The organism is Chryseobacterium urinae (assembly GCF_030518295.1).
In the GTDB taxonomy this organism is placed as follows: domain Bacteria; phylum Bacteroidota; class Bacteroidia; order Flavobacteriales; family Weeksellaceae; genus Chryseobacterium; species Chryseobacterium mucoviscidosis.
Genome location: NZ_JAULSJ010000010.1, coordinates 54,870 through 68,915 on the forward strand (window position 1 = coordinate 54,870; position 14,046 = coordinate 68,915).

20 protein-coding genes are annotated in these 14,046 nt (G+C 34.1%); 1 reads left to right on the forward strand and 19 read right to left on the reverse strand.

All coding sequences use genetic code 11. The features are described from left to right. Positions 1-85: 85 nt before the first annotated feature. From eno to QWT87_RS08145, 6 genes are all read right to left on the reverse strand, one after another. Positions 86-1,378 (reverse strand): phosphopyruvate hydratase, encoded by a 1,293-nt coding sequence (gene eno / locus QWT87_RS08120; RefSeq protein ID WP_076391886.1) that lies wholly within the window; start codon positions 1,376-1,378, stop codon positions 86-88. Positions 1,379-1,501: 123 nt separating this feature from the next. After that, entirely contained in the window at positions 1,502-3,253 is a 1,752-nt protein-coding gene (locus QWT87_RS08125; RefSeq protein ID WP_302715584.1) for a hypothetical protein, read from the reverse strand. Positions 3,254-3,386: 133 nt separating this feature from the next. Continuing rightward, positions 3,387-4,175 carry a sensor histidine kinase gene (locus QWT87_RS08130; protein ID WP_302715586.1) on the reverse strand — a complete coding sequence of 263 codons (789 nt, stop codon included), beginning with the start codon at positions 4,173-4,175 and terminating at the stop codon, positions 3,387-3,389. Next, the gene (locus tag QWT87_RS08135) at positions 4,153-4,803 is read right to left on the reverse strand and encodes a hypothetical protein (RefSeq protein ID WP_302715589.1); all 651 of its coding nucleotides are present in this window, start codon (positions 4,801-4,803) and stop codon (positions 4,153-4,155) included. Before QWT87_RS08135 ends, QWT87_RS08130 begins: the two co-directional genes overlap by 23 nt. Before the next feature lie 2 nt (positions 4,804-4,805). Further along, positions 4,806-5,777 carry a hypothetical protein gene (locus tag QWT87_RS08140; protein WP_302715591.1) on the reverse strand — a complete coding sequence of 324 codons (972 nt, stop codon included), beginning with the start codon at positions 5,775-5,777 and terminating at the stop codon, positions 4,806-4,808. Between the two features lie 6 nt (positions 5,778-5,783). Next, entirely contained in the window at positions 5,784-6,416 is a 633-nt protein-coding gene (locus tag QWT87_RS08145; RefSeq protein WP_087707992.1) for a response regulator, read from the reverse strand. Between the two features lie 183 nt (positions 6,417-6,599). Between QWT87_RS08145 and QWT87_RS08150 the strand changes: the two genes are divergently transcribed. After that, the gene (locus QWT87_RS08150) at positions 6,600-7,019 is read left to right on the forward strand and encodes a hypothetical protein (RefSeq protein ID WP_302715594.1); all 420 of its coding nucleotides are present in this window, start codon (positions 6,600-6,602) and stop codon (positions 7,017-7,019) included. Between the two features lie 57 nt (positions 7,020-7,076). Here the strand turns inward: QWT87_RS08150 and rplQ are convergent, their stop codons facing one another. The 13 genes from rplQ to rplF all read right to left on the reverse strand — a co-directional run bounded on the left by rplQ (position 7,077) and on the right by rplF (position 14,033). Beyond that, complete coding sequence (gene rplQ / locus QWT87_RS08155) at positions 7,077-7,601, reverse strand: 50S ribosomal protein L17 (protein WP_076391872.1); 525 nt, start codon at positions 7,599-7,601, stop codon at positions 7,077-7,079. Between the two features lie 6 nt (positions 7,602-7,607). Beyond that, entirely contained in the window at positions 7,608-8,603 is a 996-nt protein-coding gene (locus QWT87_RS08160) for a DNA-directed RNA polymerase subunit alpha (protein ID WP_185208605.1), read from the reverse strand. Positions 8,604-8,636: 33 nt separating this feature from the next. Continuing rightward, positions 8,637-9,245: a 30S ribosomal protein S4 gene (rpsD, locus tag QWT87_RS08165; protein WP_029297746.1), complete on the reverse strand. Its 609-nt coding sequence runs from the start codon at positions 9,243-9,245 to the stop codon at positions 8,637-8,639. A 97-nt stretch (positions 9,246-9,342) separates the two neighbouring features. Further along, a complete protein-coding gene (gene rpsK / locus QWT87_RS08170) occupies positions 9,343-9,732 on the reverse strand; it encodes a 30S ribosomal protein S11 (protein ID WP_002983263.1) in 390 nt (129 codons plus the stop codon). A 12-nt stretch (positions 9,733-9,744) separates the two neighbouring features. Continuing rightward, complete coding sequence (gene rpsM / locus QWT87_RS08175; RefSeq protein ID WP_076391870.1) at positions 9,745-10,122, reverse strand: 30S ribosomal protein S13; 378 nt, start codon at positions 10,120-10,122, stop codon at positions 9,745-9,747. 9 nt (positions 10,123-10,131) lie between these two features. Further along, a complete protein-coding gene (gene rpmJ, locus QWT87_RS08180) occupies positions 10,132-10,248 on the reverse strand; it encodes a 50S ribosomal protein L36 (RefSeq protein ID WP_007839480.1) in 117 nt (38 codons plus the stop codon). A gap of 64 nt (positions 10,249-10,312) precedes the next feature. Next, complete coding sequence (infA, locus tag QWT87_RS08185; RefSeq protein WP_055861802.1) at positions 10,313-10,528, reverse strand: translation initiation factor IF-1; 216 nt, start codon at positions 10,526-10,528, stop codon at positions 10,313-10,315. Positions 10,529-10,531: 3 nt separating this feature from the next. Then, positions 10,532-11,911, reverse strand: a complete 1,380-nt coding sequence (secY, locus tag QWT87_RS08190) for a preprotein translocase subunit SecY (RefSeq protein ID WP_072953559.1) — start codon at positions 11,909-11,911, stop codon at positions 10,532-10,534. A 9-nt stretch (positions 11,912-11,920) separates the two neighbouring features. Beyond that, entirely contained in the window at positions 11,921-12,370 is a 450-nt protein-coding gene (rplO, locus tag QWT87_RS08195) for a 50S ribosomal protein L15 (protein ID WP_087707997.1), read from the reverse strand. A gap of 19 nt (positions 12,371-12,389) precedes the next feature. Continuing rightward, entirely contained in the window at positions 12,390-12,566 is a 177-nt protein-coding gene (rpmD, locus tag QWT87_RS08200; protein ID WP_007839493.1) for a 50S ribosomal protein L30, read from the reverse strand. A gap of 11 nt (positions 12,567-12,577) precedes the next feature. After that, positions 12,578-13,099, reverse strand: coding sequence for a 30S ribosomal protein S5 (rpsE, locus tag QWT87_RS08205; protein ID WP_047401284.1), 522 nt, complete (start codon positions 13,097-13,099; stop codon positions 12,578-12,580). A gap of 19 nt (positions 13,100-13,118) precedes the next feature. Then, positions 13,119-13,472: a 50S ribosomal protein L18 gene (rplR, locus tag QWT87_RS08210; RefSeq protein ID WP_087707998.1), complete on the reverse strand. Its 354-nt coding sequence runs from the start codon at positions 13,470-13,472 to the stop codon at positions 13,119-13,121. Positions 13,473-13,487: 15 nt separating this feature from the next. Further along, the gene (gene rplF, locus QWT87_RS08215) at positions 13,488-14,033 is read right to left on the reverse strand and encodes a 50S ribosomal protein L6 (RefSeq protein ID WP_087707999.1); all 546 of its coding nucleotides are present in this window, start codon (positions 14,031-14,033) and stop codon (positions 13,488-13,490) included. Positions 14,034-14,046: the final 13 nt, after the last annotated feature.

Sequence of the window (14,046 nt, forward strand, 5' to 3'; positions counted from 1 at the left end):
AATTTATTTTTTTCTAAATATACTACTTATTACAAAATACGGCAAACTAAAAATTTCGCTTGCCGTTATTTATAAATTCGATTAATTATCTTTTGATTTTAAAAGCATCTAAGCCCGGGAAAACTGCGGTTTCACCAAGAGCTTCTTCAATTCTCAACAATTGGTTGTATTTCGCCATTCTGTCTGATCTTGAAGCCGATCCTGTTTTAATCTGTCCGCAGTTCATTGCTACTGCCAAATCTGCGATTGTAGAGTCTTCAGTTTCTCCTGATCTGTGAGACATTACAGAAGTGAATCTGTTGTTCTGCGCCATTTGTACCGCTGCCATTGTTTCAGAAAGGGATCCGATCTGGTTTACTTTTACCAAGATTGAGTTTGCAATTCCTTCTTTTACTCCTCTTGACAGTCTTTCAACATTGGTTACGAATAAATCGTCTCCTACCAACTGTACTCTGTCTCCGATTTTATCGGTTAACATTTTCCAGCCTTCCCAGTCGTTTTCCTGCATTCCGTCTTCAATTGAAATGATCGGATATTTGGCTGCCAATTCAGCAAGGTAAGAAACCTGCTCGCTGCTTGAGAACTGAGCGGCATCCGGCGTCTGGAATTTTCTGTAATCGTAGATTCCGTCTTTGTAGAATTCGGAAGCTGCACAGTCAAGCGCCAACATAATATCGTCACCCGGCTTGTACCCTGCTTTTTCAATAGCCTGAAGTAAAGTATCCAAAGCATCTTCAGTTCCTTTGAAAGTTGGTGCAAAACCTCCTTCATCGCCTACCGCAGTAGATAAACCTCTTGAGTGAAGAATGGATTTAAGGTTGTGGAAAATTTCCGTTCCTTTTCTCAATGCGTGAGAGAAAGAATCTGCTTTTACCGGCATGATCATAAATTCCTGAAACGCGATAGGTGCATCGGAGTGAGAACCTCCGTTGATCACATTCATCATTGGAACAGGAAGTGTGTTTGCATTGACACCGCCAACATATTTGTACAAAGGCATTTTCAATTCTGCTGCTGCTGCTTTAGCCGCTGCCAAAGAAACACCAAGAATCGCATTTGCTCCAAGATTTCCTTTATTATTGGTTCCATCAAGATCGATCATAATCTGGTCGATAAGATTCTGATCGTATACAGGAAGACCTACCAACTCGGGCGCAATCACTTCTCTTACATTCTCAACCGCTTTAAGAACTCCTTTCCCCATATATTCTGAACCGCCGTCGCGCAATTCCACCGCTTCATGTTCTCCTGTAGAAGCCCCGGAAGGTACCGCAGCACGTCCCATCGCACCACTTTCCGTGAATACATCTACTTCAACTGTAGGATTTCCTCTTGAATCCAAAATTTGTCTCGCTTCTATGTAAGAAATGTAACTCATTGTTCGTTTTTTTATAGTTCAGACAAATTTAATGAATTTTTGAGTTTTTGAAGCAAATGAATGGGAATTTATGGGGTTATTGTGAGTTAAATTTTAGTTAATTTTAAAGATTATTAAAAGTTATTACTGTGCAAATTTCATGGATGACTGTTGTTTTTGAGTAAGATTATAAGTAATTCCAAAAAATGCCCCTACTCTGAAGTTTTTTGTTAATAAATCTTCATCGGCGATTTTTGAATCGAGTTTATGTCCTTCTTTATAGTTTGATTTTAATTCATCAACAGAGCGAAAAGATGGCCCTGCAGTTAAAATGAATTTATTTTTTTTCCCAAATAAAATACTAAAGCCAGGAAAAAGAGAATTAAAACTAAAATTTGTTCCAAAGGATGTTCCCAAAGAAACACCATAAGCAATATTGCATGGGGTTCTAAAACTTGCATGAAACATAGCGGCAATGGTTGGATTAAATTTATTATTATTCATTCTCTGTACAATATTTTCGTCAGTTAATGTATATTTTTTATCCGTTGTAAAGAAATCGAAAACTGTTCCTATACTAAAGTCAAAACGAATACCTCCTTTTATATATTCTTTGTAAACAAAACTTTTATCATTATCTACATGAAAAGTATCTTCCATGTTTCTTTTACTTCTGATTTTCACATCAAATTCAAGATAATCTTCTTCCCCTTGAATAGGAGCCGAAACATATTCATAAGTTGATTGTTTTCTTAACAATCTATCTAAAATTTCTACTTGATTTAGTTTTTTTGATAAATTAATCTTTTGAACAACCTCGTCTATATTTCTAACTGATTTTTGCATACGGTCAATATCTTTCATTATATTTAATTTTACCACATCCTTGTCATTCAAGCTTTCCAGATTAAAGTTTAAAAAAATTGTGAACAAATTTAAGTCCTGTAAAATCTCCAAATATTCTCTTCGATAGCTATTAAATGTTTTATATGCTCCATTTAAGTTTTTTTTATTTAACAAAAATGTAGTCTCTAATTGAGGAATAATTTCACATTTTGAGTCATCTTTATTTTGATTTTTTAAAATATTCTGATACATATTATAATTAAGCTCCGATGAAATAACCTTATCTATATAATTATTATAATTCTGATTTAGTTTAATAATCTCTCTGGCATTTTTTTCAAATAGCGCATATTTATTGTTTAGTTTTAAGATTTTATCTGATAGTATTATTTTAAATACTTCTGCATCTTCTGACGCTTTAATAATATTAGATATTTGAAGTTCTTTTAGTTTTTGTAGCTTTTGATTTTTAAGTAGTTCTTCCTGTAGTCTCGTAATTTCTCTACTGTTATTATCTTTAGAGCTTTCCATTGTATTCTCTAAACTTTCAATTTTCATTTTAATAGTATTTTGCTCCAATGTTAGTGTATCTTTTTCCACTATCTGTTGCTTGATATTTCTAACATTAGTTTTATTTGTATTACTAGTTTTACTTTCTATACTTGATAAGAAAATACCTTGCTCAAAAGAATACTGTTCTTGAATTTTGTAATAATTCATTTGTTGAACCTCAGAGATAACCGTACTTAACTCTTCTTTATCAGTATTTTGATAGGAGATAGTTTTATCATTACTTTTTACATTAATACGATAGAAGAATGGATTAATATTTTTAATTTTAATAGCAACAGGCTCATTTCTTCTAACTTGAATTTTCTTCTCATCAAATTTCCCAGACGCAAAATCATATACTATGAGTTTCGTCAACCCTTCTATAAGAGGCTTACTTTCTTTGCAAGTCTCTTTTTGTGGCACGGCTAGACTATCTTGAGCACTTAAACTATTCACTAATAGAAAAAATAATGTTAATAATAAAATTTTAGTTTTCATGGCTATTAATTTTTAAGTTTGTCCTTCAAAGTTCCTTTAAAAACAAACTTCTGTCAATTACACAAATGGGTGATTTAACACAAAAAACAGCACCATAAAAATGATGCTGTCTGTATTCAATATTTAAAATTTACTATAAATCGATTCTGAAAAACAGATGTGTTCCGTTTTCCGTGGTGACTTCGCAGTGTCCATTTTGTTCCTGCATTCTCCGTTTCATATTTCGAAGTCCGTTTCCTTCTGATTTTTCGTGGTTAATTCCTATTCCGTTGTCGGAGATTTTCATCATGAATTCTTTGTCTTTCTGGATGAATGACAATTTAATCTGATTGGACTGGCTGTGTTTGTAAGCATTGTTCAAAGCCTCTTTTAAACATAGAAATAAATTTCGTCTCTGTTCTGTAGTGATTACTGTTTCCAAAACAACGTCTTCGCTTTCTGTAAGCAGGAGAATTTTTGTTTTTTTCAAAAAATTTTGTGCATACATCTTTGAATAATCGATGAAGCTTCCCAACGTATCGTTTCCTGAATTGAGGCTCCAAAGCATTTCCCGCATGGAAAGATTCATTTCTTCGGAGGTTTTCAGGAGTTCATCAATATCATTTTTCAGATTATCATTTTCAGCTCGTTGTTTTAAAAATTCTGCCTGAAGTTTAAGAGCTGAAATTCCTGCACCGAGATCATCGTGCATATCGTGTGAAATCCTTTCACGCTCTGCTTCAATGGATTTTTGTTTTTCGAGTTCTTTTTGGAGGAGCTGGTTTTGGTGTTCGGATTGTTGGAGTTGTTTTTCACGTAAATGAAGAATTTGTCTTTTATTATAGGTTAAAACTACAAAAATGATGAATACCACAAAAATCATCATGATTCCGATTGCAATTATATAAGCAAGCTTTATATCATCTTGAATATGCACCATCATTTAGCCTTTCATATTTTTTTAATGAAACGTAAAACATAATATACATTCCAATATTAATAATATTCTGTCCTCTCCTTAAAAACTGAAGAAATTCTTCATCTTCTTTTTCAAAATAAAACATTGGTGTTACTCTAAAAAGAAAAAAGCAGCTCCACATTATTAAGGCTGTTGCAATCCAAAATGTAGAATCATTAGTGATTTTATCTTCATCAAAAAAAGATACTTTTTGATAAAACCACAAAAGAGAATTTATTATATAAAAAGATAAAAGTGTGATTCCAATATTTTTATCAAAATCTGAACTTAAAAAATTAGTAAATAATAAAATTAATAATAAAGAAATTACTGCTATTAAAAATGATATTTTTTTTAAATTATTTAATAAAACTTTAGAAAAATAAAAAGAGAAAAACAATATACAAAAAATATTGTATAAATTATATAATATACCAATTTTACTATCTGGATAATATATATAAAATAAAAAAGAGATTAAATCTGTGAGTAATGAGACTACAAGATAAATTAATAAATAATTTTGAGCAGATAAGCTTAATTTTCTGCTCAAATTATATGCTTTTATTGCTGTTAACAATAAAACTATTTTATATATAATTCCAATAATCATTTTTATGGTCTTAAATCTCCCATATCGAAGTAATAAGATGATTTCCCAAGTATTTTTGTTCTGTAAAACTCTCCAATAATAGTAAGTTGCTTTTCTCGGTCTTTATATGCTTCTTCATATTTTTGTACTATGATAGAATCCTCTGTTATTCTTCCTACTCTAAACATAATAGAATTAAAATTTATGATTTCTGCAAGTCTAAATTTAACATATTCATAATTTTTAATCCTTGCATATTCAATAATATTATCACTAATATCATCCCAAGAATAATAAATGGCCTTTGTATTTCCCATACCATAGTGTGAATAGTATTTAGTTAATGCTTTGTACATTGGACTATTATTATGGTAATCATATTCAAGTTTATCATATTCTTCATCTGTTAATATGTTATCGCTTAATTTAAAACTATTATTAATTAGATTGAAAATAATATAATTTCGATTTTCACTTGCTGGTTTTGTGTCTTTTTTTACTGGGATAGCAATTAAATACAAATAATTTGGAGAATTTGTTTGTTTGGTTATCTTTCCATAATTATCCTTTAGTTCTACAAAACGTAGTTCAAGACCAACACTATTACTAATGTTATTATCTCGTAATTCTTTTAATATAGATACAGGAACTTCATAAGTATCAAAGTATTGCTTATAATCGACAGTTGTTATATTTTTTAATACTCCATTTTTAGCTTGATATATAAAATGTTCAGCCAAGTAATCATCAATCTCTTCACCTCCTTCTCTCATTGGTTTAATTCCATATTGATTGAGTGGTATTAATTTATTTCCTTTCGCCCTTTTTGAATATGTCATAGTGTCGATTTTATTTTTTAAGATATCATTACTGTTTATATTTTGAGATTGCTCCTTTTCATCTGGTGAATGATTAGCATTTCTATCTTTTACACAACTTATAACTGACATATAAATTGCAATGTATAATAGATACTTGTTAAATTTTTTTTCCATGATTTCTCAGTTTTTAAAATGGTTAAATTTATTAATAGCCTCCACTTTGTTATTGACGTGGAGTTTTCTGTAAATGTTTCCGACGTGTTTTTTCACGGTATCGATGCTGATGAATTTCTTATCGGCGATTTCTTTGTAAAGCAATCCTTGAGATAAAAGTTCCAGTACTTCTTTTTCTCTTTCCGTAAGTTCATCATAGCCTTTTATTTCGGGGAGCTTTCTTTCGAAGTGGCTGAGAACTTTTCGGGCAATCGAGAAACTCATGGGAGCACCACCGTTGTAGACATCTCTTATTGAGGAAAGGATTTTATCCATGCTCTCGCCTTTTACAAGGTAGCCCATTGCACCGGCTTTTAAAGAATTGAAGACCTTTTCATCATCTTCAAAACTGGTACACATGATAAACTGCGTTTGAGGCAATCCCTTCCTAAGCTTTTCGATAATTTCAATACCGAGCATATCCTGTAACTGAATATCCATCATCACTACATCCGGAGAAAGGTCAGAAAGATTTTTTAAAGCTTCATTTCCATCAAAAAACTGCGCAACCACTTTCATGTCATCCTGATAATTGATGACTTTCTTCAACGCATTGTTGTAGTTTTTTTCGTCTTCTACTATGGCTATGGAAATGCTCATGTCGGTAATTTTGTTTAAGACAAATTTCAACAGAAAACAAAACAGAGTCAATTACCCTTTTGTGTAATATTCAGAGTTTGAGTTCATGACCATTTGGTTTAGTTTTTGTTTTTACTAAATTTAGTGAAAATTATTTTACAAACGAAAATATTTAACAATCAATACCTTAAAAAAATTAACATCATGAAAAATGTACTTTTCATCGCCGTTTCAGCGCTTTCTCTGTCGCTGATAAGCTGCAAAAAAAGTGAAGAAGGGAATAAAAATGTTTTAAAAACCTCCGATTCGGGAGCTATATTGGCAGATAACGGCAAAGTAGACTCTACGATAAGTTACGATACGGATATTAACGGCAAGAAAAGTATAAAAACAGATTATGTATACAAAGCCACCGACGGAAGCCTTGCAAAAGTGGTTTTTAATTATGAAGAAAAGACAATGAGCATAAGAAGTAACAATAAAACTTTCATTTTAAATAAAGTAGAATCCAAAGGAAATGAAACAACTTATGAAAAAATGGATATGAAGGCTACCGTGAAAAGAGACAGCTTAATTTTGGATCAAGGGAACAACATCATCCAGCTTGTAAAAACTAAAATATAAAACATAAAAAAACCGTTCAGATTGCTGAACGGTTTTTCTTTTTATATCTGATGAATATTATTCTTCAGTTTTTTCTTCTGTAGAATCTGCAGCTTCAGCCGTTGGCTCAGCAGCTTTTTCTTCTACTACAGGAGCTTCAGCTACTACAGCTTCTTTCTTAGCTGTTGCAGATCTTCTGCTTCTTCTTGTTGCTTTTTTCTCTTCCGCATTTGGATTGTAAAGCTCGTTGAAGTCTACCAATTCGATAAGAGCAGTATCAGCAGCATCACCTGGTCTGAATCCTGTCTTGATGATTCTTGTATAACCACCGTTTCTCTCAGCGATTTTTGGAGCTACAGTTCTGAACAATTCAGCAACTGCTTCTTTATTTTGAAGATATGAAAAAACAATTCTTCTGTTGTGTGTAGTATCTTCTTTTGCTTTTGTTAATAGAGGCTCAACATATACTCTCAAAGCTTTAGCTTTAGCAACAGTAGTGTTGATTCTTTTATGCTCAATTAGAGAACAAGCCATATTAGAAAGCATAGCACTTCTGTGAGAAGCTGTTCTTCCTAAGTGATTGAATTTTTTACCGTGTCTCATTATTAATTATTTATCAGCGTCTAACTTATATTTTGCAACGTCGAAACCGAAGTTAAGACCTTTTGAATGCACTAATTCTTCTAGTTCTGTCAAAGATTTTTTACCAAAATTTCTGAATTTCATCAAATCAGACTTACTGTAAGAAACCAATTCTCCAAGAGTTTCCACTTCAGCCGCTTTCAGACAGTTAAGGGCTCTTACGGAAAGATCCATATCTGCTAATTTAGACTTAAGTAATTGTCTTGTATGAAGAGTTTCCTCATCATATTGGATAGATGCTTTTACGGCTTCTGTTTCAAGCGTGATTCTCTCATCAGAGAACAGCATGAAGTGATAAATTAATATCTTAGAAGCTTCTGTTAAAGCATTCTGAGGACTGATAGATCCGTCAGTTTCTATATCTAATACAAGTTTTTCGTAGTCTGTTTTTTGCTCTACACGATAATTTTCAATGCTATACTGTACTTTCTTGATTGGCGTGAAAATAGAGTCAATCGCAATTGTACCTACAGGTGCATTGTTTGACTTATTTTGTTCAGAAGGAACATACCCTCTTCCTTTTTCTATATTGAAAGTAATTTCGAAAGTTACATCACTGTTCAGGTTACAGATCACCAAATCCGGGTTTAATACCTCAAATCCGTTGACAGACTTACCTAAATCACCAGCAGTAATAATCGTTTGACCTGAAACTTTAGCAACAACCTGCTCATTCGATTGGTTTTCTGCCGTAGCTTTTAATCTTACCTGCTTAAGGTTAAGAATAATTTCGGTAACGTCTTCAATTACTCCTGGAATAGTTGAAAATTCGTGCTCTACACCTTCTATTTTGATAGATGAAATAGCATAACCTTCCAGAGAAGAAAGCAACACTCTTCTCAAAGCATTACCGATTGTAAGCCCGAAACCTGGTTCTAGTGGTCTGAACTCGAATTGACCTCTAAATTCATCAGAGTTAAGTAAAATTACTTTATCGGGTTTTATGAATTGTAAAATTGCCATATTATTGGGTTGAGCAAAAATTTGATTAAAAAATTATTTAGAGTAAAGTTCGACGATAAGCTGTTCCTTGATGTCTTCCGGAATTTGGATTCTCTCAGGAGCAGAAACGAAAGTACCTTCTTTCTTCTCATCGTTGAATTGTAACCACTCATAATTTGCTTTAGAAGCTAATGCGTTTGTAACTACTTCAAGAGACTTAGACTTTTCTCTTACAGCGATTACATCACCAGCTTTTAGCAAATAAGATGGAATATTTACCAGCTCTCCATTCACCGTAATGTGTCTGTGAGAAACCAATTGTCTTGCAGCAGATCTTGTTTTAGCAAAACCTAATCTGTACACTACGTTATCCAATCTAGATTCGCAAAGTTGTAATAGAACTTCACCTGTTACACCTTTACTTCTGTGTGCTTTGTCGAATAGGTTAGCAAACTGTCTTTCTAAAATACCGTAAGTATATTTAGCTTTTTGCTTCTCAGCTAACTGAACTGCGTATTCAGATTTTTTAGCACCTCTTCTTTTGTTAGGACCGTGTTGTCCTGGCGGTTGGTTTTTTCTTTTCTCGAAGTTTTTGTCATCTCCGTAGATTGCAGCACCAAACTTTCTAGCAATCTTAGTTTTAGGTCCAATATATCTTGCCATTGTTTTAGATTTTAGATTCTAAATTTTAGATTTTAGATTTTAATAAATGTAATCAAAGACATTTAAAATTTAAAATTCAAAAATTTAAAATTTTAGATTATACTCTTCTTCTTTTTGGTGGTCTACATCCATTGTGCGGCATAGGAGTCACATCAATGATTTCGCTAACTTCAATTCCTGAATTGTGGATAGATCTGATTGCAGATTCTCTACCTGCTCCCGGACCTTTCACAAACACCTTTACTCTTCTTAATCCAGCTTCGTGAGCTACAGCAGAGCAATTTTCAGCTGCCATCTGAGCAGCAAATGGAGTATTCTTTTTAGAACCTCTGAAACCCATTTTACCGGCAGAAGCCCAAGAGATAACCTCTCCGTTTTTATTTGTTAAAGAAATGATGATGTTATTGAAAGAAGCCTGAATATGAGCTTCACCAATAGCTTCAACTTTTACTTTTCTTTTCTTAACTACTTTAGTTTGTTTTGCCATAATTCCTAACGATTATTTACTAGCTTTTTTCTTGTTAGCAACAGTTTTTCTCTTTCCTTTACGGGTTCTAGAGTTGTTTTTCGTTCTCTGGCCTCTTAAAGGTAATCCAAGTCTGTGACGTATTCCTCGTTGGCATCCTATGTCCATTAATCTCTTAATGTTCAATTGCACTTCAGATCTTAATTCTCCTTCTACTTTTACGTTTTCAGAGATGTATGTTCTGATTGCAGCCAATTCATCGTCATTCCATTCGTTGACTTTCTTGTCTTCGCTGATACCGGCAGCTTTAAGGATTTCTGAAGCAGTGCTTCTTCCCACCCCGTAGATGTAAGTTAAACCGATAACGCCTCTTTTGTTTTTTGGTAAATCAATACCTGAAATTCTCGCCATAATTTAATTTTAGCCTTGTCTTTGTTTAAATTTTGGGTTCTTTTTGTTGATTACGAATAGTACACCTTTTCTGCGTACGATTTTGCAATCAGCGCTTCTTTTTTTAATTGATGCTCTTACTTTCATTTTGATAGTATTTATTTTTTAACAATAGCCAAATGGAACGGATGCTCCATTTGGCAGATTGTTTTTAATATCTAAATGTAATTCTCCCTTTTGTTAAATCATAGGGAGACATTTCCAATTTCACCTTATCACCAGGTAAAAGTTTAATATAATGCATTCGCATTTTACCAGAAATATGAGCGATGAGTACATGCCCATTTTCAAGCTCTACACGGAACTGGGCGTTTGAAAGTGCTTCCGTAATAACGCCGTCTTGTTCAATATGTTTTTGTTTCGCCATAAATTAATATCCAGTCGTTCTTGATAATTTAGACTGCATTAAGCCATCATAGTGATGGTTCAGCAGATAAGTATTAATCTGTTGAACGGTATCTAAAATTACTCCCACCATAATCAATAGTGATGTTCCCCCGAAAAATAGGGCAAACGCATCTGTCTGAACAAAGGTTCCATGCACAATTGCCGGAAGGATTGCAAAGATAGACAAAAATATTGCACCCGGCAAGGTAATTTTTGATAAAATATCATCTAAATAATCAGCCGTCTCTTTTCCGGGTCTTACTTTCGGTACTAAACCTCCGTTTCTCTTTAAATCATCAGCCATCTGGTTCACCGGAATTGTAATTGCAGTATAGAAAAACGAGAAGATAATAATTAATAGCGCAAACAATACATTGTACTGCCAGCTAAAAACATTCTTGAAACCTGCAAGAAAAGTATTGGACTCATCTACTTTCGTTAATAAACCAGGTACGAACATCAATGCCTGAGCAAAGATAATCGGCATTACACCGGCTGCATTAACTTTCAATGGAATCCACTGTCTCGCTCCCTGCATAAGATTTCTGTTTACACCTCCTCTTGCCTGAGCTCTGCTTACATACTGAATAGGGATTTTTCTAACAGCCACAGATAATACCACAGCTAAAAGAACAACCAACATCCAGAAAATTACTTCAATAAGGATCATGATAGATCCCATTCCACCTTTTCCGTTCTGCACTGCCATTTCCTGAACGAATGCTTCCGGTAATCTTGAAAGAATCCCCACCATAATAAGGATAGAGATACCGTTTCCGATACCTTTGTCGGTGATTTTTTCACCTAACCACATTGCGAATACTGAACCGGCAACCAAAATAACAATACTTGGCAACCAGAACATAATAGAATTTGGCTCTACATAATATGCAGATGAGAACTGAGCATACGGTAAAAACAACTGAGTGATCGATGTTAAATAAGAAGGGGCCTGTACAAGACAAACTCCGATTGTTAACCATCTTGTGATCTGGTTCAATGTATTTCTACCAGACTCTCCATCTTTCTGAAGCTTCTGAAGATAAGGAATAGCCATTCCCATCAACTGAACAATAATAGAAGCAGAAATATAAGGCATGATACCTAACGCCATTACGGAAGCGTGGCTGAAAGCTCCCCCCGTAAACGACGAAAGCAAGCCAAGGAGACCTGCTCCTTGCTTGTTACCGCCTTGATTTTTATAATGCTCTAAGAGATCCCCTACTTCCGCAAGGTTAATTGCAGGTAATGAGATATAAGATGCGAATCTATACACAAGGATAATTCCTAAAGTAAAGAGAATTTTATCTCTAAGTTCTTTAAGACTCCAAATATTTTTGAGGGTTTGTATAAATTCTTTCATTAGTGATTATTATAAGGTAATTGCTTTTCCACCTGCCTTAGCGATAAGCTCTTCAGCAGATTTAGTGAACTTGTCAGCAGAGATTGAAACCGCAGATTTCAATTCTCCTCTACCCATAATTTTCACTAATTCGTTTTTAGTAATTAAACCATTCTCAATCATAACTTCTCTTGTAATATCTCCTGTGATAGATTTATTTTCAATTAAAGTCTGGATTGTATCAAGGTTAACTCCTCTAAACTCTTTTCTGTTTACGTTTTTGAATCCGAATTTCGGTAATCTTCTTTGTAAAGGCATCTGACCTCCTTCAAAACCGATCTTCTGAGAATAACCGGCTCTTGCTTTCTGTCCTTTGTGACCTTTAGTAGCAGTACCTCCTTTTCCGCTGCCTTGTCCTCTACCAATTCTTTTTGAATTGAAAGTAGATCCTGCAGCTGGCTTTATGTTGTTTAAATTCATTTTAAAATTATTTTAAAAATTATTTTTGAACTTCAAGTAAGTGACTAACTGCAGCTATCATTCCTAAGATAGAAGGAGTAGCTTCGTGTTCTACAACTTGGTGAAGTTTCTTAAATCCTAATGCTTCAAGCGTTCTCTTTTGGGTTTTTGTTCTTCCAATAGCGCTTCTTACTTGCTTTACTTTGATTGTTGCCATTGTTTTATATATTAACCGTTAAACACTTTACTTAGAGAAACTCCTCTCATTCTAGCGATTTCTTCAGGTCTTCTGATATCCAATAACGCTTTGAAAGTAGCTTTCACCACGTTGTGAGGGTTAGAAGATCCTTTAGATTTTGAAAGGATATCGTGAATACCAGCAGACTCCAATACTGCTCTTACCGCACCTCCGGCGATAAGACCTGTACCGTGAGAAGCAGGTCTTAAGAAGATATCTGCACCTCCGTATCTAGCAGTAGTCTGGTGAGGAATTGTGTGGTTCATTACAGGAACTTTCACAAGGTTTTTCTTAGCGTCTTCCACTGCCTTAGCAATTGCAGAAGCAACCTCTTTAGATTTTCCTAATCCGTAACCGATAACTCCATCTTCGTTACCTACAACTACGATAGCAGAGAATCCGAAAGCTCTACCTCCTTTAGTTACTTTTGTTACTCTGTTAACAGCTACGAGACGATCTTTAAGTTCTAATCCTCCCGGTTTTACTCTTTCTATATTATCTAGTCCTAACATATTTTCCGAAATTTAATGATTAGAATTTAAGTCCACCTTCTCTCGCACCATCCGCTAGAGCTTTAATTCTCCCGTGATATACGAATCCGTTTCTATCAAATACAATATTTTCGATTCCTGCAGCGATAGCTTTAGCAGCAATAGCTTTACCTACAGCAGCAGAAACTTCAGTCTTAGTTCCGTTAGCGTCAACTCCTTTCTCTCTTGAAGAAGCAGAAGCCAAAGTTTTTCCACTGTTATCGTCGATTAACTGAGCGTAAATTTCCTTATTACTTTTGTATACAGATAATCTTGGCAATTCAGAAGATCCGGAGATTTTTCCTCTTACTCTTCTTTTGATTCTTATTCTTTTTTCTAATTTACTTAATGCCATAATACTTATAATTTATTAAGCAGATTTACCAGCTTTACGTCTAACAATTTCTCCTACGAATCTTACCCCTTTACCTTTGTATGGTTCAGGCTTTCTGAAAGAACGGATCTTTGCAGCTACCATCCCTAGAAGTTGGTTGTCGTGAGACGTTAAAGTAATAATTGGGTTTTTACCTTTTTCAGTCAATGTATCTACTTTTACTTCGTTTGGAAGTTCAAGCACGATACCGTGAGAGAATCCTAAAGCTAACTCAAGTTTTTGACCTGCATGAGAAGCTCTGTATCCTACCCCTACTAATTCCAGTTTCTTTTCGAAACCTGTGTTTACACCAACAATCATGTTGTTGATTAACGCTCTGTATAAACCGTGAAGCGCTTTGTGTTGTTTAGCATCAGATGGTCTGTTTACATTCAGTTCTCCATCTTTCTGTTCTATAGTAATTCCTGCTGTAAGCTCCTGAGAAAGTTCTCCTTTAGGACCTTTTACAGTTACCACACCATCTTTTTCAGTGATTGTAACTCCTGCTGGAACTGTTATAATTGCTTTACCAATTCTTGACATTTTCCTGTGATTA